Annotated in this window: 19 protein-coding genes; 1 reads left to right on the top strand and 18 read right to left on the bottom strand. The window is 71.6% G+C overall.

The genetic code is table 11. From position 1 onward, the window contains the following. Positions 1-70: 70 nt before the first annotated feature. The 7 genes from G9Q41_RS20400 to G9Q41_RS20430 form a co-directional block, all read right to left on the bottom strand. Complete coding sequence (locus G9Q41_RS20400; protein WP_165633874.1) at positions 71-1,333, bottom strand: family 43 glycosylhydrolase; 1,263 nt, start codon at positions 1,331-1,333, stop codon at positions 71-73. 97 nt (positions 1,334-1,430) lie between these two features. Continuing rightward, entirely contained in the window at positions 1,431-3,482 is a 2,052-nt protein-coding gene (locus G9Q41_RS20405; RefSeq protein WP_165633873.1) for a beta-galactosidase, read from the bottom strand. Positions 3,483-3,532: 50 nt separating this feature from the next. Then, a complete protein-coding gene (locus tag G9Q41_RS20410; RefSeq protein WP_165633872.1) occupies positions 3,533-5,506 on the bottom strand; it encodes a DUF2264 domain-containing protein in 1,974 nt (657 codons plus the stop codon). Then, the gene (locus tag G9Q41_RS20415) at positions 5,503-6,501 is read right to left on the bottom strand and encodes a hydroxyacid dehydrogenase (protein ID WP_165633871.1); all 999 of its coding nucleotides are present in this window, start codon (positions 6,499-6,501) and stop codon (positions 5,503-5,505) included. The genes G9Q41_RS20410 and G9Q41_RS20415 overlap by 4 nt, the downstream gene beginning before the upstream one ends. Further along, the gene (locus G9Q41_RS20420) at positions 6,498-7,298 is read right to left on the bottom strand and encodes a carbohydrate ABC transporter permease (protein WP_165633901.1); all 801 of its coding nucleotides are present in this window, start codon (positions 7,296-7,298) and stop codon (positions 6,498-6,500) included. Before G9Q41_RS20420 ends, G9Q41_RS20415 begins: the two co-directional genes overlap by 4 nt. 113 nt (positions 7,299-7,411) lie before the next feature. Continuing rightward, the gene (locus tag G9Q41_RS20425; protein WP_165633870.1) at positions 7,412-8,347 is read right to left on the bottom strand and encodes a sugar ABC transporter permease; all 936 of its coding nucleotides are present in this window, start codon (positions 8,345-8,347) and stop codon (positions 7,412-7,414) included. After that, a complete protein-coding gene (locus tag G9Q41_RS20430; RefSeq protein ID WP_165633869.1) occupies positions 8,344-9,699 on the bottom strand; it encodes an extracellular solute-binding protein in 1,356 nt (451 codons plus the stop codon). Before G9Q41_RS20430 ends, G9Q41_RS20425 begins: the two co-directional genes overlap by 4 nt. 237 nt (positions 9,700-9,936) lie before the next feature. Between G9Q41_RS20430 and G9Q41_RS20435 the strand changes: the two genes are divergently transcribed. Beyond that, positions 9,937-11,052 (top strand): substrate-binding domain-containing protein, encoded by a 1,116-nt coding sequence (locus G9Q41_RS20435; protein WP_165633868.1) that lies wholly within the window; start codon positions 9,937-9,939, stop codon positions 11,050-11,052. 15 nt (positions 11,053-11,067) lie between these two features. Here G9Q41_RS20435 and G9Q41_RS20440 read toward each other — a convergent pair whose 3' ends face one another. The 11 genes from G9Q41_RS20440 to G9Q41_RS20490 all read right to left on the bottom strand — a co-directional run bounded on the left by G9Q41_RS20440 (position 11,068) and on the right by G9Q41_RS20490 (position 21,935). After that, the gene (locus G9Q41_RS20440; protein ID WP_242687721.1) at positions 11,068-11,877 is read right to left on the bottom strand and encodes an SAM-dependent methyltransferase; all 810 of its coding nucleotides are present in this window, start codon (positions 11,875-11,877) and stop codon (positions 11,068-11,070) included. A gap of 294 nt (positions 11,878-12,171) precedes the next feature. Next, positions 12,172-12,792 carry an acetoacetate decarboxylase family protein gene (locus G9Q41_RS20445; protein WP_165633867.1) on the bottom strand — a complete coding sequence of 207 codons (621 nt, stop codon included), beginning with the start codon at positions 12,790-12,792 and terminating at the stop codon, positions 12,172-12,174. Positions 12,793-12,935: 143 nt separating this feature from the next. Then, positions 12,936-14,141 (bottom strand): amidohydrolase family protein, encoded by a 1,206-nt coding sequence (locus G9Q41_RS20450; protein ID WP_165633866.1) that lies wholly within the window; start codon positions 14,139-14,141, stop codon positions 12,936-12,938. Positions 14,142-14,153: 12 nt separating this feature from the next. Further along, positions 14,154-15,329 carry an MAB_1171c family putative transporter gene (locus G9Q41_RS20455; protein WP_165633865.1) on the bottom strand — a complete coding sequence of 392 codons (1,176 nt, stop codon included), beginning with the start codon at positions 15,327-15,329 and terminating at the stop codon, positions 14,154-14,156. Then, complete coding sequence (locus G9Q41_RS20460) at positions 15,326-15,865, bottom strand: hypothetical protein (protein ID WP_092520950.1); 540 nt, start codon at positions 15,863-15,865, stop codon at positions 15,326-15,328. Before G9Q41_RS20460 ends, G9Q41_RS20455 begins: the two co-directional genes overlap by 4 nt. Before the next feature lie 68 nt (positions 15,866-15,933). Continuing rightward, positions 15,934-16,311 (bottom strand): hypothetical protein, encoded by a 378-nt coding sequence (locus G9Q41_RS20465; protein WP_092520949.1) that lies wholly within the window; start codon positions 16,309-16,311, stop codon positions 15,934-15,936. 364 nt (positions 16,312-16,675) lie between these two features. Continuing rightward, positions 16,676-17,302, bottom strand: coding sequence for a class I SAM-dependent methyltransferase (locus tag G9Q41_RS20470; RefSeq protein WP_165633864.1), 627 nt, complete (start codon positions 17,300-17,302; stop codon positions 16,676-16,678). 150 nt (positions 17,303-17,452) lie between these two features. Beyond that, on the bottom strand, positions 17,453-18,190 hold the full coding sequence (locus G9Q41_RS20475) for a spermidine synthase (RefSeq protein WP_165633863.1): 738 nt from the start codon (positions 18,188-18,190) through the stop codon (positions 17,453-17,455). A 579-nt stretch (positions 18,191-18,769) separates the two neighbouring features. Beyond that, positions 18,770-20,287, bottom strand: a complete 1,518-nt coding sequence (locus G9Q41_RS20480; protein ID WP_092520940.1) for a long-chain fatty acid--CoA ligase — start codon at positions 20,285-20,287, stop codon at positions 18,770-18,772. Between the two features lie 87 nt (positions 20,288-20,374). Further along, positions 20,375-21,226 (bottom strand): p-hydroxycinnamoyl CoA hydratase/lyase, encoded by an 852-nt coding sequence (locus G9Q41_RS20485; RefSeq protein WP_092520939.1) that lies wholly within the window; start codon positions 21,224-21,226, stop codon positions 20,375-20,377. A gap of 190 nt (positions 21,227-21,416) precedes the next feature. After that, complete coding sequence (locus tag G9Q41_RS20490; RefSeq protein WP_092520938.1) at positions 21,417-21,935, bottom strand: MarR family transcriptional regulator; 519 nt, start codon at positions 21,933-21,935, stop codon at positions 21,417-21,419. Positions 21,936-21,991: the final 56 nt, after the last annotated feature.

Below are 21,991 nucleotides of genomic sequence, written 5' to 3' on the forward strand. Positions count from 1 at the left end.
GGCCGGCGGGACCTCCACCCCTCCGCCGGCGGTGCGGCACCCGGAGCCCGCTCAGCCGAGCCCGCCGAGCTCAGACCGGATCGATCCCGGAAAGCGTGGGCTCGACCGGGCGAATCGTGCCGTCCGCGGCGTAGCGCAGCCGGTCGATGGTGACCTCCCGGTGCGTGCCGTCCCCGTCCGGGACCGCGTGGCGGTGGTAGGCGATGAACCACTCGCCGGTCTCGGGATCCCGCACCGTCGAGTGGTGTCCGGTGCCGTAGATGCCCAGCGACGGCCGCTTGGTGAGGATCTCACCCCGATTGCGCATGTTCGCCATCATGGGGCTGGTGCCGGTCGCGTACCCGACGCGGTAGTCCTCGCTGCGGGTGTCGCCGATGGACCAGCTCAAGTAGTAGGTGCCGGCGCGCTCGTGCATGAACAGCCCCTCGCGGAAGCCGTCCAACCCGGTCAGGTGCTTGACCGCGGACCAGTCGAACGAAACCATGTCGTCGTTCAGCGGCACCACGTAGGCGTGCCCGTTGCCCCAGTACAGATAGGACTGGCCGTCCTCGTCGGTGAACACGGCCGGATCGATGGCCTGCCCGCCGTGCGGATTCGCCGCGACCAGCGGCTCGCCCGAATCGACGAACGGCCCGGTGGGACTGTCCGCCACGGCCACACCGATCTTGGTGTCGGCGGTGAAGTAGAAATAATATTTACCGTTCTTCTCGATCGCCGCAGGAGCCCACGCTCTCCCGTCGGCCCAGGAGACATCCGCACCGAGGTCGAGGATCGTGTCGTGCTCGGTCCAGTCGACCAGGTTCGTGCTCGACCAGGTCTTGAACGAGTCGCTGCTCCATCCCGGGAAACCGTCCGTGGTGGCGTAGATGTAGTAGGTATCGCCGAAACGCACGATGTTCGGGTCGGCGTTGTGGCCGGGCAGGCTGGGACTGTTCATCTCCACCGCCCGCACCGTCCAGGTCCGGGACTCGTGGCTCCTGCTGCGCACCTCGTACTCCACCGGAGTGGTGAAGTCCTGGGTACTGCCGTTGCCGGGACGAATCGTCGAACGCTCGGCGATGTCGAACTCCGGCCGCAGCTTGCGCAACTCCGTGCCGGGCTCGACCGGCAGCACCACCGTGCCCGCCTCCTCGTCGATGAGCGCCTCGGTCTTGAGCGAGTCCAGCCGCACACCGGTGATCGCCGTCGCGGTGCCGTCGCGTCCGGACGCCTCGCCGGTCTCGGCCGCAACCGCGGTCGGCGCGAGCACCGAGGCACCCAGCAGCAGCGCCGACCCCAGCGCCAGGCACAGCGGGACCAGCCGAAAAGCACGTGCGCGAAGTCGTCTCACCATCGGTCTCCTGCCTTCCGTTCGACGCGCACGCCGCAGCGCGTGCGCGGTGCTCGTGACCGCGGCCGGGACGCTGCGCCCCGGCCGCGGTCACGCGGTCTCACTCGGGGCTGCTCTCCAGCACCACCACGCCCCGGGCCGGAAGCACGGAGGCAGCATCGGAGTGCTGAGCACGCGCGCTGCGAGCGAGCTCCGCGCCCACCAGCCCGGTCAGCTCCACGTCCTGCTCCGTGCGGTTGATCAGGAACCAGTACCGGCGCTGCGCGCCCTGCCGCACCACCGGCTGCACGCGCCCCCGCAGCGATTCGGGCAGCTCGCTGACCACGCCCGCCCGGTCGAGGACCGTGCCCAGCACGCGCTCCAGCCCGGCCACGCCCAGCCGGGTGGACACGTAGCAGGCCGAACCGCTCCCCCACCGCCGGCGCGTGATCGCCGGACGCCCCGCGTGGTCACCGCTGCGGTAGGAGGCCAACACCTCGACGTCCTCGCCGGTGAGCTCGATCCGATCGGTCCAGAGCGTGCCGGTCGCCCCGTCGTCGAGCTCGACCGACTCCCCCTCGAACAGCGGCCCGAACTCCTCGATGCGGATGCCCAGCAACTCGCGCAACGCCCCGGGGTAGCCACCGAGCCGGACGTGGTCGTGCTCGTCGACCGTGCCGGAGAAGTACGTGGTCACGAGATGCCCACCACCGGCGACGAACCGGTGCAGCCGCTCGGACAGCTCGTCCGGCACGACGTGCAGCACCGGGGCGATGACCACCTCGTACCGCTCGAGCGGGGCGTCGGTGGGCACCACGTCGACCACCATCCCCAGCTCGACCAGCGCCGAGTACCAGTCCAGGGCCTCCCGCCGGTAGTCCAGCAGGCAGGTGGGGTGCGAGTCGAACTCGCTGACCCACCACGACTCCCAGTCGAACAGCACGGCGACCCGCGCCCGACCGCGCTCGGACCCCACCACGGTGGACAGATCCTCCAGGACCCCGCCCAGCTGCCGGACCGCGCGGAACGTGTCGCTGTCCTCCCCGGCGTGCGGCAGCATCGCCGAGTGGTACTTCTCCGCCCCGGCGCGCGACTGCCGCCACTGGAAGAAGCACACCGCATCGGCCCCGTGGGCGACGTGGACCAGCGAGTCCCGGGCCAGCTCGCCCGGTTTCTTGGGCTTGTTCACCGCGCGCCAGTTGACCGCACTGGTGGCGTGCTCCATGAGGAACCAGGGCCGTCCCCCCGCGATCCCGCCGGTCAGCGCCGCCGAGAAGGACAGCTCGTCCAGTGCCCGCGGCCCCGGGTTCAGGTAGTGGTCGTTGGACACGAAGTCGACCTCGCCCGCCCAGTCCGCGTAGTTCATCCCCTTGGCGTTGCCCATGAGCATGAAATTGGTCGTCACCGGAACCGACGGGGTGACCGAGCGCAGCACCTCCCGCTCGGCGCGGAAGTGGTCCTTGAGCGCGTCCGAGCAAAAACGCTGGAAATCGAGCTGCTGCGTCGGGTTCGGGAACGCCGCGGCCCACCGCGGCGGCAGGATCTCGGCCCAGTCGCCGTAGCGCTGCGACCAGAAATCCGTCGCCCAGACCTCGTTGAGCCGCTCCACCGTCCCGTAGCGGGAGCGCAGCCAGTTCCGGAACGCGCGCGCGGCGTCCTCGGAGTAGTCGTAGACGTTGTGGCAGCCCAGCTCGTTGGACACGTGCCAGGCGACCAGCCCCGGGTGGTCGCGGTACCGCTCGGCGAGCACCCGCACGAGCCGCAGCGCGTAGTCGCGGAACACGGGCGAGGTGGGCCGCCAGTGCTGGCGCCCGCCCGGCCACAGGGTCCGCCCCTGCCGGTCCACCGGCAGGACCTCCGGGTGGCGCGCGGTCAACCACGGCGGGGGCGAGGCCGTGGCCGTGGCCAGGTCCACCGCGATCCCGTGCTCGTGCAGCAGGTCCATGACCTCGTCCAGCCAGCCGAAGTCGTGCACCCCCGGCTCGGGCTCGATGCGGGCCCAGGAGAAGATCCCCAGCGAGACGATGTTCACCCCGGCCTCGTTCATCAGCCGCACGTCCTCCTGCCAGACGGGACGCGACCACTGCTCGGGGTTGTAATCGGCGCCGTAGGCCAACCGGCCCTCCCACCGGGTCGCGGTGAACCAGTTCGCCGAAAGCGGTCGGTACGACACGATGCCTCCTGTTCGGTTCGACCGGCTCGACATGCCCGCCCCGAGCCGGCTCACGGGACTCCGGGCAGCTCGACCGTGGTGCCCTCCCCGTCGGGCCAGGCCACGGTCACCTGGTGCCCGCCCTCCCCGTCAGGTCGCACCAGCACCGCGGGATCCACCGGCTCCCGCCCCCCGCGGTCGAGCAGCACGCTCCCGGCCAGCACCTCGCCCGCCGGGACGCCGTCGGTGGCCAGCCACGGCACGGCCGTCCACGCGCCGAGCGGGGTCGTGCCCTCCTGCGCGGCCAGCCCGCAGCCGGTGAACCCGCGAACGCCGGACACCAGCGAACGCAGCGCGGCGCTGGCGAAGGACACCCGCCGCTGCCGCGGCCCGCCCCGCGCCGCGGGTTCACCGTCGGAGGCGACCGGCCAGCCGCCCATCCGGACGAAGCAGCCCGCCCCCGGCTCCTCCCAGCCTGCGGGATCCACCCGAACCAACCGCACCTCGAGCCCCGCGCGCAGCACCGAAGCGACCGTCACCACCGGCCCCTCGACCACCGCGCCGCGCCTGCCGTAGCCGTGGTCGGCCGTGGTGTCCTCGCGCGCGTCGACCCAGCACGCCCGGCCGCGGCTGGCCGCCGCCAGGGCCCCACCGTCGGCCTCGCGGGCGTACAACCGCTCGAAACCGGTCCGGTGCGTGGCGGCACCCTCCGCGTCGACGATCGCCACCGCGTTGTCCACCGGATCGGCCACAGTGGACCCGATCAGCGGAGGCACCGTGGCCGTGGAGTAGCCGAGCCGGGCGTACAGCGCGGAATCGGAGCGGCGCGCGCCGGGCTCGGCGTGATCGGTGCCGTGGTTGAGCACGATCGACACCCCGTCGGCGCGGCGGTGCGAGACCAGCCAGCCCGGCGGGGACACCACCCGACCGTGGTCGGACGTCTCGCTGGGCAGCGGCTCCTCGACCGCGTTCCAGACCGGGTGGTGGGCGGGCAGGGCCAGCCCGAGCATCCCCTTGCTCGCCCAGTACGGCGAACCCGCCCCGGAGTAGGCCTGCCGCATCCCCGGCCAGGCACCGTGCCAGCCCAGGTTCAGCAAACCGTCCGCATCGGGCACCCCGCGGTCCGTGAAGTGCCGCAGCACACCGCTGCACACCCGCCGCACCAGCCCCGGGGACAGGCCGCCGTGCCCGGTGAGGGCACCGACCCAGAACGGTGCCGCCGCGGCGAAGCGGTAGACCAGACTGCGCCCCTGCATCAGCGGCGAACCGTCGGCGCCGACGAGGTGAACCGCGTCGTCCAGGTACCGGGCCAGGTCCGCGGCCCACGTGCGATAGGTCCCGACCGGGCACAACGAGCCCACCACGTCGAACCAGTGCGTCCACAGCATCGGGTACAGGTGCAGCGCCCACCCGACGTAGTGGTCGAAGGCCCGCTCCTGCCCGTCGCTGTACCAGCCCTCGCCGCGCCGCAGCGCGGCGTGCACCGCCAGGTCCTCCTCGATGTCGGCGGCCGACCAGGGTCCGCCCACCTCCCGCAGGAAGGACTCCACGACCACGCGGAACCACACCCAGTTGATCGGCGGGTACTGCTGCCCGACCACGGTGGACAGCCAGTCCACCACCCGTCCGCGCACGCGGTCGTCGAGCTCGTCCCACAACCAGGGCCGCGTGACCTGCAGGATCAGCGCGATCGAGGCCGCCTCGACCTTGGCCTGCCCCAGCTCGTCCGGCCGGGGCCAGCGTTCCGGCGAAGCCGGATCCGTGCCCGCGGCCAGCCCCTCGGCGTAGCGCTCCAGCAGACCGGTCGGATCACGCCCCTGCTCACCGACCACCCGGAACCCCTGCAGCAGGAACGTGCGCGCGAAACCCTCGAGGCCGTCCGCGCTCGCTCCGTTCGCGCTGACCGGGCCCGGCAGGTCGAAACGCGCCCCCGCCGGGGAGCGGTACCACTGGACCGCCCGCAGCAGCCCGTCGGCCGTGCTCGCCCAGTGCTGCCGCGTCCAACCCGTGCACGGGCTCAGCTCGCAGTTCTTCTCCGGTGTCACGCCTGCACCTCCAGACTCCGCCGCGTCACGGGGGCCCTGGGCGGCCGCCCCGCCACGTAGCGCTCCAGCTCCTCCAGGGCCGCCGCGCTCATGCGCCGGGTCTCCTCGCCGAGGGAGCCGGCCACGTGCGGGGTCAGCACCACGTTGGACAACCCGTGCAACGCGGAGTCGGCGGGCAGCGGCTCCGGGTCGGTGACGTCGAGGACCGCGTAGAGCTCCCGCGTCCGGCAGGCCCGCTCCAGAGCGGCGGTGTCCACCAGCCCGCCCCGGGCGGTGTTGATCAGCACGGCACCGGGCGGCAGCTCCTCCAACTCGGACTCGCCGATCAACCCCCGGGTTCGCGGCAGCAGCGGCGCGTGCAGGCTCAGCACGTCGGCCTGCGGCAGCGCCTGCTCCAACGTGGCCGGCACCGCCCCGGCCGCGGTGATCTCCGCCGGATCGGCCACGGGATCGACCACCAGCACCCGGTACGAGTCGAACTCCCGCAGCAGCTCGACCACGCGCCTGCCGACCCGCGAGAACCCCACCACCACGACGGTCTGCTCGTCGCGCATGCGCACCTGCCGATCACCGTCCCAGGAGTCCGACCGGCCGAACAGGAACGGCACCTTCTTGCCCGACCAGAGGACCGCGGCCAGGGTGTAGCGCGCCACCGGCTCCGCGTTGACATCGGCGGCAGTGGTGACCAGCACCTGCCGGTCGAAGACCTCCTCGCCGACGTGCCCGCGCACACTGCCCGCCGCGTGCAGCACCGCCCGCAGCTCGGGAGCCGCGGCCATGACCTCCGCGTCCAGCGGGGGACAGCCCCAGGAGGTGATCAGCACCTCCACCTCGGCCAACCGCCGGCGCACCCCGGCCGAGCTCAGTTCCGCGCTGCTGACGGGATCACCCAGCGCCGCCAGTTCACGCAAGCGCGCCATCTCCCGCTCACCGAACTGGGCGAGCAGGGTTTTCCGGTCCATCACCAGCAGCGCTTCCGGGCGCTCCGAACTCATTTCACACTCCCCGCGGTCAAACCGGACCGCCATTGTCGTTGCAGCACCAAGAACGCGACGATGATCGGGAACACGGCCAGCAGCGACCCCGTGATCACCAGGGGGTTGTACTGCGGGAACTGCGAGACGCGCGTGCTCCACTGGTACAGCCCCAGGCTGAGCGGAAACAGCCTCGGATCGGTCAACATCACCAGCGGCAGGAAGAAGTTGTTCCAGATCTGGACGAACTGGAAGAGGATGATGGTCACGAACCCGGGACGCATCATGGGCAGCGCCACCCTGAAGAACGTCCTCAGCTCTCCCGAACCGTCGATGCGCGCGGCCTCGAGCACCTCGTCCGGCACCGCCGCCTCTGCGTAGACCCGCGCCAGGTACACCCCGAACGGATTGGTCAGCAACGGCAGGAACACCGCCCAGAACGTGTCGACCAGCCGCAGCTCGGAGGCCATCAGGTACAGCGGCAGCGCCAGGGCCGTGGTCGGCACCAGCACCCCGGTCAGGGTCACCGCGAACAGCGTGCGCCGCCCCGGAAAGTCCAACTTGGCCAACGCGTAGCCGCACGCGGTGCAGATCAACGCCCCGAGCACGGCACCGACCCCGGCGTACAGCACGGAATTGCGCGCCCAGGCCACGAACACCCCGTCGGCCTCGGAGAACAGGGCCTGCAGGTTCGCGGGAAGATTCCAGTCGGCGAATTCGAATGCCGAGGTCGTGGAGAAGTCCCCGAGCGACTTCGTCGAGGAGGTCACCAGCCACACCAGGGGCAGCAGGCTGTACAGCGCGGCGATGCCCAACATGGCGTGGACCACGGTCCGCGAGGTCCACGGTGAGGGCTGCCTGCCACCACGGCGGCCCCCCGGCCCCGAGGGGCCGCCGACCGCGGACGTGGCCTTGACCGTCGTGGACGCACTCATCGTGACCTCCGAGCCGAGAACCGCATCACCACGGCCGACAGCACCGCCGAGACCAGCCCCAGCAGCACGGAGGCGGCCGCCGCCCGGCCGTAGTCACCGGCGACGAAGGCCGAGTCGTAGACGTAGAGACTGGGCGTCCAGGTGCTGGTCACCGCCCCGGTGAAGCTCTGCAGCACGAGCGGTTCGGTGAACAGCTGCAACGCGCCGATGATGGTGAACACCAGCCCCACGAACAGGGTGGGCCTGATCGAGGGCAGCTTGACCGACACGGCGGTGCGTATCGGCCCCGCACCGTCCACCCGGGCCGCTTCCAGCAGCTCGCGGGGCACCGTCTGCAACGCGGTGTAGAAAATGATCATGTTGTAGCCCATCCACTGCCAGGTGGCGATGTTGACCACCGACGGCAGGATGCCGTTGGCCCCCAGCGGGTCGATCGGAGCGATGGCGCTGACCGGGCCGATGCCGGGGCTGTAGAGATAGCCCCAGATCAGCCCGGCGATCACCCCGGGAACCGCGTAGGGCAGAAACACCGCCAGCAACCAGACCTGCTTCAACCGCGCCACCGCGGAATCGATCAGCAGCGCCACGACCAGCGCACCACCCAGCATCAGCGGCACCTGGATCACGGCGTAGAGCGCGACGTTGCCGACACCGCGCAGGAAATCGGGATCGGTGACCACCTCGGCGTAGTTGCCCAGGGCGACGAAAGCACGACTCGGCCCCGAGAAGCCCAACCCGCTCAACCGCTCGGTGAACAGGCTCAGGTACAGCGCGTAGGCCACCGGGGCAAGCACCGTGCCCAACAGCAGCAGGGCGAAGGGCGCGCACAGCAGCACCGCCGCGCCACCGAAGCGCGGCATCCGCCCCGAGGAGGTCCTGCCGAGCACGGCTCGGGCGCCGGAACGCGCACCACCGGAGAGACTCCGCGTCATGTCGCACTCCCCTCGATGACCGACAACCCCGAACCGCGCATGGACCGCACCGCATCGCGCTGGACCCGCTCGATCGCCTCCGGCAGCGTGCTGCCCCCGGTGGTCACCGGGCTGAACCGGTTCTCCAGAGTCGAGAAGAGCCCGAGCGCCGTCGGCCCCCAGGTCCAGTCGGACACCCGCCGCACCGCCTCGTCGAGCACGTCGTAGATGGGCTCGCCGAGGAAGTAGCCGCCGTCGTAGCTCTCCCGGGCCACCGCGCGGTTGGGCACGTAGGCGGGCAGCAGCGTGGTGAACGAGGCGGCGATCTCCGGCACCTCGGGAGCGGTGCTGAGCCAGCGCAGGAAGGTCAACGCCGCCTCGGGCACCTCGCTGTCGGCCGAGACCGCGAAGGCGCTGCCGCCCTGCATCCCGGTCGAGGGCACCCCGTCCCAGGTCGGCAAGGTCGTCACCGCCCACCGCTCCGAGTCCTGCGGGATGGACTTGTGCAACGTCCCGGCGCTCCACGCCGCGCCCAGCAGGCTCCACAACCTGCCCTCGTGCATCGCCGCGATCCAGTCCTGGGTGCCGGTGCCGTGGCTGCGCACCAGGTCCGCGTCGATCAGCTCCTGCCAGTAGCGCGCAGTGCGCAGGGTGCCCGCACCGGCGATGTCGACCTGCCAGCTGCTCCCGCGGATCCGCCACCACGGGTCGCGGGCCTGCCAGGCCATCCCGGCGAAGAACGAGCCGTCGTTGAGCGGGAACGTGGTCAACCGGGCCCGCGGATCGATCCGCCGCACCTCCTCGGCGGTGGTGCGGAACTGCTCCCAGTCGCTCGGCACGGCGAGCCCGTGAGCGTCGAACAGGTCCTTGCGGTAGTACAGCACCATCGGGGCCACGTCGAAGGGCACCGCCCACGTCCGCCCGTCCGGCCGGACCGACCGCCACGCCGCGGAGGAGTAGTCCGCGCCGAGATCGGACACGTCCTCGGTGATCTCGCGCAGCCCTCCGGTGGTCAGCACCTGCGGAAGCCCCTGGTACTCGACGTGCATGATGTCCGGCGCGTTGTGCGCGCGGATGGCGTTGGTCTGCTGGGCGTAACCACCGGACAGTCCGCCCGCGAGCACGTTCAGCTCGACGAAGACCTCGCTCTGCGCCGCGTTGAAGGCCTCCACGTACCGGTCCATGCCCGTCAACCAGGACCACATCGTGACCCTGGTGGCTCCGGAGGCTGCCGTGCGCGAGGAGCACCCGGACAGACCACCGGCCAACACCGCTCCCGCTCCAGCCGCACCCACCGTGCGCAGCAGCGTGCGGCGGGAGACGGTCGCAGGCCGTCCACCGGAACGGGGCTCGCCACCTCTCGCTTCGCCCATGAAGCCTCCCGCTCTCTCCGTGGCTGGGTGATGACAGTCACCTCACCCCGTGGCATAGTTCCGAGTCAACACAATCGCAACCAAGCGTTCACAATCGATCAGAAACGAAACCGCCTGCTGTGCGGTCGTGGTGAATCCGACTGCCCGAATCGGACGGACGGGTGCCACCGAACGCCCCGTCCGGCCCGGTCGGACGGACGTTCGACGCGCTCAGCGGTGGTGGAAACCGGACAGACCATGACTCTTTCCGCCGAACGGCAGAAACTCATCCTCGCCGCCGTTCGCCAGCACGGCGCCGTCCGGACAGCCGACCTCGTCGAGCGCTTGGCGGTCACCGCCGTGACCGTCCGCCGCGACGTCAAGGAACTGGCCGACCGAGGACTGGTCACCCGCGTCCACGGCGGGATCACCCTGCCGCAGCGCTCCGAGAACCCCGACCAGCCCGGCACCGAGGGCACCGCGACGACCGGATCCGGACGGACCCTGGCCGGCATGGTCACCCCCTCGGTGGAGTACTACTGGCCCGCCGTGATCAAAGGCGCGCAGGCGACGATGGCCTCCTCCAACGGCAGACTCGTGCTGCGCGCCTCCGCCTACGACTCCAGCGAGGACAAACGGCAGGTCACCAAACTGCTCGAGCACGGCGTGCAGGTGCTGCTGGCGGCACCGACGACCACCGGCCACGACGGCGCCGAGCTGCTCAGATGGCTCGGCGCGCTGCGCGTGCCCGTCGTGCTGCTGGAACGGCTGCCCCCGCCCGAACTGCCCACGCTGGCGCTGGACGCGGTCACCTCCGCGCACCACGTGGGGGCGGGACTGGCGATGCGTCACCTGATCACGCTCGGCCACCGGAAACTGGGGATCCTCACCTCCCGGTCCAGCCCCACCAGCAGAATGCTGCGTCGCGGGTGGAAGGAAGCGATCGACTCGCTGGGCATCCCCGACACCGACGACCTCGAGGTCGAAGTGCCCACCTACGGCTCGGCCGGGTGGGGCGAGGCCTACGACGAGGTGCTGCGCCGCTGCAGCCGGGAGGGCGTCACCGGGCTGCTCGTGCACTCCGACCGCGAGGCGGTCGGGCTGGTCGAGCGGGCCCGCGACCTCGGCATCGACGTGCCCGGCGAACTCGCCGTGCTGGCCTACGACGACGAGGTCGCCGCGGCCGCGGACCCACCGCTGACGGCGATACGCCCACCCAAGCACCGCGTCGGCGCGCTCGCCGCCGAACTCGCGCTGAGCAGAACTGTGGAGAACACCGACCGGCCGGTGCACCGCGTGCAGCTGTGGCCCACCCTGCACGTGCGCGAAACCTGCGGGGCCACCGCCGACAACACCGCGCCCCCGGCCGGCTGACCCCGGCGTGGGCGGTCACCGCCGCACGTCCTCCAGCACCCCCACAGCGGCGTAGCCGTTGCTGCGCGCGGCCTCCTCTTCGGAAACGGGCCGCTCGGGACGCCACTGGGCGCTGGGGACCAAACCGGGTTCGATCAGGGTGTAGCCCGCGCACAACTCGGCGATCTCCCCGCGGGTGCGCACCTGGGGATGTGGGGTGGTGGTCTCCCGGAAAACCTCCTTCGCTCCGGTCCACTCCACGTCACTGGCCTGCAGCTGCGCCCCGTGGGAAAGCACGAAAGCACTGCCCGGCGTACACGCCCGCTGGTACGCGGCCACCAGCTCGGCCGGATCGTCGACAGCGATGATGTCCAGCACCGCCACGGCCAACACCGCCACCGGGCGAGTGAAGTCCAACAACCCGGCCACACCGGGTGCGCTCAACACCGCCTCCGGCTCCCGGACGTCGGCCTGGGTGACCGTGACGTGGGAGTTCTCCCGCAGCAGATGACTGGCGTGGGAGACCGCCACGGGCTCGATGTCGACGTAGGCCACTCGCGCGTGCGGAGCGTGCTGCTGGGCGATCTCGTGCACATTGCCCTTCGTCGGGATGCCCGACCCCAGATCCAGGAACTGGTCGATGCCCCGGCGGGACAGTTCACGCACCGCCCGCCCGAGAAAAGCCCGGTTGATCCTGGCCCAGTCGGTGTTGCCGGGAAACACCGCCAGCAGCTCCTCCGCTGCCTGGCGGTCCACGGCGAAGTGCGTCGAACCCCCCAGAAAGTAGTCGTACATGCGAGCGATGTTGGGGCTGTCCAGGTCGACCTCGCCCGGGGCGATCCGCAGCTGATGCTCGTCTCCCGAGTGCTCGGTGCTCACGTACTGCTTCCTCCTCTGCACGCCGCGCTTCCTCCCGCGCTCGGGGATCCTCCCCGCCCGACCCCGGCCGGTTCAACCACGCGCAGCACCGCTGGAGCCTTCCGCACGAAGCCAGCAACGAGCCCGACCACCCGCACCGCACGACCGAGTCCGTCCAGCACCAGCACACCGGCGACGACACGCAACACCGGAGCGGACCCGGCGTGCGCGGTCACCGCCGCGCGTCCTCCAGCACCCCACGGCGGCGTAGGAGTCGGCCCGTCACCGGCTGACGGGTGCGTCGGCCTCCGTGCCGAACCGCATCTCGAAGTCGTGCAGCGCCAGGCTCACGAACGGCCTGCGGCCGTGCAGCCACCCCAGCGGGCCGTCCGGCTCCGGGTGCCACGAGGCGGTGCGCACGGCCACGCGACCGCGCACCCGCAGCCTGCTCTCCGCGAGACCACCGGCCATCGACTGCGCGATCCGATACCCCAGCGGCCACCTCCCCGGCAGCCGCACCCGGTCGGTCGACGCTCCCGCAGCGATCCCGTGAGCCCGGATCCGCAACGGCTCCACGGACTCGACCCCGAACTCGGCCCGCTCCTTGGGAATGCCCCACAACGCGCGACCACCCCGCAGGGAGGCCGCGCTGTCCACCCAGATCTGGGTGAGGCACGCGCGCAACCGGGCCCCACGCCGCACGAGCACCGCGACGAGCAGCTCGTTGTACTCCAGCACGCTGCCGGACCGGTAGAGCACCCAAGCGGTGCCGACCACGCCCGCCTCCCCCAGCAGCACCGGCGACAGTCCCTCCGGGACAGCGGGCAGCAGTCGCCGCGGCAGCCGCCACAGCGACACCGACAGCTCGCCGCACAACCGCCACGGTGATGGCGGGTAACTCATCGTCCACTCCCGACTCCCGCGCTGGGCGCACGCCGTGGTTCCTCACCGATCTCGCAGCCCCGCAGCCTAGCCCGACTCGACGCGCACCGAAATCCGGCAACCGGATCCCCGGGCAGGATCCGCGGAGCTTCCCCGACCGGGCGTCAGCCGACGGCGGCGTCGGGGGTGACCGCACGCCCCCGGGCGAGCACGAGCCGCTGCCGGTGCAGCGCGGTCACGTCGGCGAGCGGATCCCCGTCGACCACGAGCAGGTCCGCGGCGTGCCCGGCGGCCAGCGACCCGACCCGCTCCAGACCGAGCGCGCGAGCCGCCCCGGTGGTGGCCATGTCGATCACACGCGCCGGGGACCAGCCCACCGCCTCGACGTAGTAGCTCAGCGCGCCGACGTAGTTGTCGAACACCGAGGTGGGCAGCCCGCCGTCGGTGCCGGGCACGAACCGGACGCCGTGCTCGTCCATCCAGTGGAGCCGGTCCAGGGCGGCCTGCGAACGCTGCTCGCCGACCACGACCCGCTGGAAGGTCCGCCAGTCCGGCGGATAGGCGTGGCAGACCGCGATCCCCCGCTCGGCGATCTCGCGGGCGACCTCGTCCCGCAGGTCCGAGCCTGCGTTGTCCGCGCCCTGCCACGAGCAGTGCTCGATGGTGTCCACCCCGGCCGCGGTCGCGTCCGCGATCGCCTCGGTGCCGTGCGCGTGCGCGGCCACCGGAAGCCCGGCCGCGTGGGCCTCGCGCACCACCAGCGCCAGCTCCTCGGCCGAGAACTGGCTCTGCCAGGTGGGCGGCGAGTCGGGCGTCATCTCCCCGCCCGAGGCCATCACCTTGATGACGTCGGCGCCGAGGGCGACGTTGCCCCGGACGCGCTCGCGGATCTGATCGGCGCCGGAGACCTCCCCGCCGAAGAACCAGCAGTGCCCCTGCGGCGGGGTCAGCGGCGGGCCGGAACCGAGCAGGCGCGGGCCCGCGAGAGCACCACGAGCGATCGCGTCGCGCACCCGCAGCGCCAGCCCGTCGCGGTCACCGAGATCCCGCAGCGTGGTCACCCCCGCCCGCAGCGCCTGCTGCGCGCGCCCGGCGATGCCCAGCAGCAGCTCCGCGTCGTCGGCCGCCCGGAAGCGCTCGAGCATGCCGAATCCCGCATCCCACGACAGGTGGACGTGGGCGTTGACGAGCCCGGGCAGCACGGTGCCGCCCACCGCGGTGTGGCGCCGCGCGTCGTCAGCGAGCGGTTCGACCTCGGCCCGGGGGCCCACGGCGGTGATCGCGTCCCCGTCGACGAGCACCGCGCCGTCGGCGATCCGCTGCCCGGCCGGTCCGGGCACGACCTGGTCGGCGGTGATGAGTTGTTGCATGGACTCCAGCTTTCAGTCGTGGGTGTCGAGGGCTCGGGCGAGCCGAACCAACTGGCTCACATCAGTGTCCACAGTGGCCGCTGTCGTGCTCGGCGCCGCCACCAGCAGGGGCGCCGACGAGGAGGGGGTGTGCCCGCTCGCGCGCAACTCGAGCGCGCGCTGCACGGCCTCGGCCTGCTCGGCCGGATCCGCCTCGGGATCGCAGCCGACGTCGCGCAGCCAGGGGCTGAGCTTGGACAACCCGTCACGGCACTCGATCGCCCGGCGCCAGAACGCCCGGTGCACCTGTGCCGCGGAGAACCGGTCCCGCCAGAGCCGACCCGGCTCCCGGCGGGTGTGGTCGAGCGCGTCCTCGGGGAAGGCCCGGTGCAGCCGCTCCCACAGCGGCCGCAGGGCCCGGTACTGGCGCCGGTGGTGCAACCACACCCGCAACGTGGCCCACCGGGCGGCGACCCCGACCGCGAGCAACCCGCTGATCCACAGCACCGCGCCGACCTCGATGAGCGAGCTGGCACCACCGGCCAGCGCGTCCGGAGCGGCCGCACCGAGCCCGGCCGCGGCGACGTACACCCCGCGCCCGGCCGAGGCGAGGCCGAACAGCACCATGCCCGCCGCGGCCAACCACAGCCCGAACCGCACGCGCGAGCCGGACTCGCGCCCGTAGCGCACCGCCCAGAACGCGGCAGCACCGCAGGAGTAGGTGAAGTAGACGAGCGCCACCGCGTAGAAGGCCACGACCTCGGGACGGTCGAGAGCCGCGTCCTGCAGGCGGCCGCTGGCCGGGTAGGCACCGGCCTGCAGCCGCGGCGGGGTGGCCGCCATCGACAGGGTCAGCACCACGCACACCACCACGGCCGCGGCACCGTCGCACCACCCCCGCAGCGGCACGCGCGGCCGCTCCTCCGGGCGACCGGAGGCGTAGCGCGCCCCGGACGCCGACAGCAGGAAGAACAGCAGCACCGCGCAGAACCCGAGCACCAGCGCGCAGTTCTGGATGAGCTTGCCCATGCCCGCGGTGATCACGCCCTCGCTCCACGTCCGCAGCGCGCTGATCACGAACGCCTCACCGAGCAGCAACAGCACCAGCGCGACCACGATGACCCACAGCCCGCGGTCGCGGGGACTGCGCACGAGGCGATACCCGAACCAGCCGGTCATCACCAGTTCGAGCAGATCTACCGGTGTCACAACCATTCGACCTTGTCTCCAAGCACACGCCGCAACCGGTGCTCCCGGGCACCGCTCGACGGCAGGGTGACACCGTCCTGCGCGGCGGCGCGGCCGAGCAGGACGGTCGCGATCGTCTCGGCCTCCCGCTCGACGCGGGAGGTGTACGAGGTGCGGCGGAGCGTGCCCGTGCTGCCGTTCGAGTCGATCTCGGACAGATCACCGACCGGTTCGAGAGGGTGCCCGCCGAGAACGTGCCCGAGCTCGTGCGCCACGACGTGCTGCTGGTGCAACGGGGTCGCCACCCGCTGGTACAGGATGTAGATCGCCTCCTCCCGCGGTTCCGGCGCGTACCGGATGGTGAGCCCGAACGGCCCGTGCGCGGGAAGGTCGAACGGCGCGGCCACGATCGGCACCGGCCAGATCGCGCTGAGGCGCTCGCAGACCTCGAGCATGTCGGTGGGCTCGGCGATGCCCGCCCGACGCAGCGTCGCACGCAGCTGCCTCCGCAGCCGGGCCTCCTCCCGGTTTCGTCTCCAGACCTGCCGCAACGACACGCTTCTCCCTCGCTCGCCCGAATTCCTCCGTCGGTGCGGCCGGTCGCGGTGCACCGACCGCGCAGAACTCACTCGCCCGGCCCGGTCCGCCTGCGCTTCTGGTGCAGGAACCGGATGAAGTCCGCGACTTCCGCGCGGCCGTTCTCGTCCAGCTCGCCCGCCCGGTTCAGCAGGACGGGCAGCTCCTCGTCCACACCGGCGCCACGGCCCGTGAACGAGTCCGTCGTCGTGCCGAACAGCTCGGCCAGCGCACGCACCAGGTCCCAGGTCGGCACGTGCTTCTGCTTGGCCACGCCGTGCAGGTGCTGCCGGGAAATGGGATGCCCCCGCTCGGTCAGCGCACGCGCCAGCGCCGGAATCGACCACGGACGCCCGTCGTCCTGGACCTGCTCGTCCATCAGCTCGTACAACCGGTTCGCGAACGCCGCGCGCCCCTCGTCTGCCACGCCGGGCCTCCAATCGCTCCCCAGCCACCCCCGCGTCAAATATCTACAACAGCACTGTCGCTGATATTTGACAACTGGTGCCGTCGGTCGTATGTTCCCAACTGCGTCAAGAATATCTGACACGATGAGCTGACCGACAGCCTGCATCAGGCGCAGCGAGGAAGGAGGCGTTGGCACCACACCCGCAGCTGAACGAGATCCTTGACCGCACGACCCGGCACTCCGCCTCGCCGAGCACGACCCCACGAGGCCCCTTCACTGGGGGTAGGGGCCTCGTCAGCGACTCGCGCCCGCTCGGCTGCGATGCCCCCGCCACTCCGCGCCGGACTTCCGGCTCGGAGCCCGGTCCCGGGCACGCTTCGGCTCACGGCCGCTCGGCGAGCACGTGGAAGGCCACCCCGGCCTTGGCCCGCGAGACGGACTCGACCCGAAAACCCGCCCGCTCCAGCAGCGGACGCGGATCACGCGTGAGGTGATCGGCCAGGAAACGAGCGGTCCCGTGCTCGGCCAGGCGCATGCCCGCCCGCACGAGCGCGTTGTCCGACGGCCCGTGCTCGACCAGCACGCACCGTCCCCCGGGACGCAGCACGCGGTGGGCCTCGCGCAGCGCGGCAACCGGATCCGGAATGGTGCAGATCGCGAAGGTCGACACCACCGTGTCCGCGCTGGCGTCCGGCAGGTCCAGCTGCTGAACATCACCCTGGAACAGCTCGATCCGGTCGGCCAGCCCCACGGCGGCGACGCGCCGGCGCGCCAGCTGCAGCATCCGCTCGGACAGCTCGATCCCGACGACGGTGACCCCCTCCGGGTACAGCGGCAGGTTCAGCCCGGTGCCCACCGCGATCTCGACGACCCGGCCCCGGGCGTGGTCGACGGCCCACCGCCGACCACCGGGGAACAGGAACCGCTCGCACGAGCCGATCTGGCGGTCGTAGCGCTCGGCGACCCGGTCGAAGAACCGGCGCACACCGGCGTTGGTGGTCGTGGACACGGCTGCTCCCTTCCCGAAGACGGCCGCGGCGGAACCGAGGCGACCGCGGCCCTTCACCACACGGAACCACCCAGCCGCCGCCGAGACCACCCCGAACCCGCACACGGTCGAAAAAGGGGCCACCCCGGATCCGCAAGCGGCGCCGAGAGCTCAGGAGCGGTTCTGCTCGGGGCCGTCCAGCACGGCGGTGTAGACGGTGTTGCTGGAAGTGCCCCGGGTGTAGGGGTTGTCGAAGGTGACCACGTGCGCCCGCACCACGGCGAACACCTCGGCCAGAGCCGCGATGACCTCCTCCTGCGGCGGATCGTCCGACCACAGCGCGAACACCCCGCCCGGATGGAGATGCCCGGCGAGCCGCCGCAGCCCCTCCACCTCGTACAGCCAGGCATGACTCGGGTCCAGCACGTTCGTCGGCGAGTGGTCGATGTCGAGCAGCACGGCATGGAAGCGCCGCCCCGGCACCTCGGGGTCGAACCCCTCCTCGGAGGCGGTCATCGCGAAGAAGTCCCCGTGCACCGGACGGGTGCGCGGGTCCGCGGTCAGCTCCTCACCCAGCGGCAGCAGACCACTGCGGTGCCACTCGATGACCTCGCCGAGGGACTCCACCACCTGCAACGAACGCACCCGCTGGTCCTCGAGAGCGGCGTAGGCGGTGTAACCGAGCCCGAGACCACCGACGACGACGTCGAGCTCGGACGCGGACGAGGCGGCCAGGCCGAGCCGCGCGAGATCGGTCTCCGCCACGGTGAACAGGCTGGACATGAGGAACTCCTCGTCCAGCTTGATCTCGTAGACGTCCTGGTCCGACGCGCGGTCCCGACGACGCCGCAAGCTGATCACGCCGAGCGGCGTCGTCCGCCAATCGAGTTCCTCGAAACGAAGGTTCACTGGCCACATCCCTTCCGCGCCGTCCGGCACGACACTGACCCGTGCCTGCCACGCGCGATGTTCGACTGATGATGTCCGGTCGGATTGCTGGTGAAAGCAGGACTCATCCCGGCGCGGCAGCGCCGAAGCCCGCGGCACGCCCACACCGACCACCACTTGCGGCCCGCGACGAGGTCGCCGAGCCGTCGACCGGTGGTTCGGACGTGCGGGGAAGACGAGAACACATGATCACGACCCTGCGCGGACGGCTCCCACGGGCCGCGCAGATCGTCCTGGCAGCATACCCGCACCCCGCGGACTCGCCCGCGGCGGGAGCCAACCACCAAGCCGCGATACCCCGGGACACGCACCGGTCCGCGGCGCACTCCCGGAACATCGCACGCGATGCGCTTCCCAGCCGCCGTCCAGATTTCACCCGACCGAGGGATCACCCCCCTGTGCCGTCGGGAACACGAGCGGAACCGACGCGAGCTGCCCGGGGCCGTGCGCTCCCCTGACCCCGGGACGAAACCATCGCCCCGGCCTGGGCCTCCAGCCTGCCCCCGACGTCGCGCTGACCGCCCCGCTCAGCGCCCGAGCTCAGCCGTGCTCGCGCCGAAGCGCGGCCTTGTCCACCTTGCCCGTGGCACCGCACGGCAGCTCGTCGACCAGGGCGATGCTCTTGGGCACCTTGTACTTGCCGAGCCGCTCGGCCGCGAACGCGGTGAGCTCGGCGGTCTCGACCCGCCCGCCCGGCTGGACGACGACCACCGCCTTGCCCACCTCGCCCCACGTGGGATCGGGCACGCCGACCACGGCCACGTCCGCGACCGCGGGGTGCTCGTGCAGCACCGCCTCCACCTCGGCCGGGTAAACGTTCTCCCCACCGGAGACGAACATGTCCTTGATCCGATCCACGATGCGGTGAAACCCGTCCCCGTCGACAGTGGCCACATCGCCGGAGCGGAACCAGCCGTCCGCGGTGAACGCCTCGGCCGTCTCCCCCGGCCGCCGCCAGTAGCCGTCCACGACGTTGGGGCCCGCGACCAGGACCTCACCGGGCTCGCCGACCGCGGGCACCGACCCGTCCGCCCGCTCCAGCCGGACGTCGCTGAAGAAGGCGGGCTTGCCCGCGCAACCGACCCGCTCCGTGCTGTCGGCCGCGCTCAGCAGCAGCACCCCGGGCGAGGCCTCGGTCATGCCGTAGCCCTGCATGAAGGTCAGCCCCCGTTCGCTGTAGCGCCGGATGAGCTCCTCGGGAACCGGCGCCCCGCCGCACAGCAGGAAGCGCAGGCTCGACAGATCGGCCGTCGACCAACGTGGACAACGGCTCAACGCGTCGAACATGGTCGGAACCCCGAAAACCAGCGTGATCCGCCGCTGCTCGATGAGGTCGAAGGTGGCCTCGACGTCGAAGGCCTCCTCCAGCACGACCGTGCCGCCCTTGAGCAGCGTGGGCAGGCAGGTCATCCCCAACGTGGCGCTGTGGAACAGCGGAGCGTTGAGCAGGGTGACCTCAGTGCTGGTGAGGTCGACGTCCACCACCACGTTGAGCGCGTTCCACACGGCGTTGCCGTGGCTGATCCGAGCCCCCTTCGGCCGCCCGGTGGTGCCGGAGGTGTACAGCACCAGCGCCGTGTCCTCGGCGGCGACGGGTTCGTCGCGCGGCTCGTCCGAAGCACCCGCGATCAGCGCCTCGAAACCGTCGGCCACCGCCGCGTCGTCGGCCACCACGACCAGCTCCAGCCCGGGGAAGCGCTCCCGCAGCGCGCGGGCGGTGCCTGCGTGCCGGCGGTCGTGGACGAGCACCCCGGCGCCGGAGTCGTCCAGCATGAACGCGAGCTCGTCCGTGGCCAGCCTGGTGTTCAGCGGGACGAAGACGGCCCCGAGCACCCCGGCGGCGAACAGCGTCTCCAGCAGCGCCGGGTGGTTCGGCCCGAGGTAGGCGATCCGGTCGCCGCGCCCGAGGCCGCGGCCGTGCAGCCCGTTGGCCAGCGCGTGGACGCGCCCGCACAGCTCACCGTAGGTCCGGGTGCGTCCCCGGTGGACCGTGGCGATGCCGTCCGGAGTGCTGCGAGCGCGCCGGGCAGGCCAGGAGCCCAGTCCCTGGTTGCGCATGCCTGTCTCACCTCTCCCGCCGCGGCGGGCGCCGTGCGCGCTCCCGCTGCGACGCGATCACGGGGGGCAGTTCCGCGGCACTCGCGGCTACGCCTCGTTCTCGTAGGCGCCGAGCCCCGGCCGATAGCTCTTCTCGTCCAGGAACTGGGTGAGCCCCTGCTGCTTGCCCTGCTCCGGGTCGTGGCCGGTGGCGGCGTCGAGCTTGGCGTAGAGGTAGTCCTCGGCCTGGTCCCAGGACAGCTGCTGCACCTTCTTGAAACCGACCTTCGCGGCGCGCAGCACGTGGGTGTTCATCCCCGCGAGCCGGGTGGCCACCTCCACGGTGCGCGCGCGCAACCGCTCGGTGGGCACGGCCTCGTTGACCAGGCGCATCCGCTCCGCGCGGCACCCGTCGAAGGTCTCGCCGGTCATGATGAACCACAGCGCGTCCCGCGAGGGCACGGTCTCGGCCAGTGCGCGGGAGACGAGCCCACCGGGTGGAATGCCCCAGTTGACCTCGGACAAGCCGAACGTCGCGTCCTCGTCGGCGATGGCCAGGTCACAGCACACCAGCGGTGTGAACGCGCCGCCGAAGCACCACCCGTTGACCATGGCGATGGTGGGCTTGGCGAAGTGGATCAGACGTCGCCACTGCCACTCGGCGCTCTCCCGGCGGGCCCGGTTCTCCACGTGCGGCGGGGCCTGCTCGACCTCGCGGAAGTACTCCTTGAGGTCCATACCGGCCGACCAGGCCTGGCCGTTGCCGGTCAGCACCACCACGCGGACCCGCTCGTCGGCTTCGAGCCGTTCCAGCGCCAGGATCATCTCGCGGTTCAACGTCGGGTTCATCGCGTTGCGCTTGGCCGGCCGGTCGAACGAGAGCCAGCCGATCCCGGAGTCGTCGACCTCGATCGCGACGGTCTCGTACCGGTCCGGGGCGGATTCGCGGGTGGTGGTCACCGAGTGGCTCCTTGCGCGGGGAACGGGGGCGGGACGGGATCGCGGAAGCGAGACCCGTCCCCACTGCGGCAGCAGCAAATTGATCAGGTTTCCTGATAATGCACACAGGACGAACTCGGCCGCAATACTCCGTTCGGGCGGCATCGCGAGGCAGCGGACGCGGGAACCGACCGCCCGGTCCGCGGCGACCTCAGGACTCCGCGGCCGCGGACTCGCCCGAGCCGGCCCCGCGGTCCACGAGCGGAGCCAGCGCGGCGTGACCACGCTCGAGGCACTCCCGGAACACCAGGCGCTCACCCGGGTTCATCGCGTCCAGCACGCGCCGCTCGAGAGCATCGATCAGGGGAGCGCAGGTGGCCACGACCTCGCGGCCACGCCGGGTCAGACCGATCAGCAGCACGCGGCGGTTGGTCTCGTCGCGCCTGCGGTGCACCAGTTCGTGCCGCTCCAGCCACCGCACCATCTCGTGCATGGTCTGCGGGGTCACGAACGAGCGCCGCGCGAGCTGGGCCGAGGACAGCTCCCCGCGCCGTTCCAGCACGGTCAGCGCGGTGTACTGCAGCGTGGTCAGGCCGTGCGGGCGCAGCGCGTCGTCCATGAGCGCCCGCATGACCATCTCGAGCCGCTTGACCAGGTACAGCGTCAACGGCGCGTCGACATCGGACGCGTCGGGGCCATCGTCCTCGGCGTGGTCGGTCACGCGGGTCATCGTGTCACCCGTCCCGGCCGCACCTCGCTGCGGCCGGGACGGGTGGCCCCGCTCAT

The organism is Actinopolyspora sp. BKK2, assembly GCF_011291845.1.
GTDB lineage: Bacteria > Actinomycetota > Actinomycetes > Mycobacteriales > Pseudonocardiaceae > Actinopolyspora > Actinopolyspora saharensis.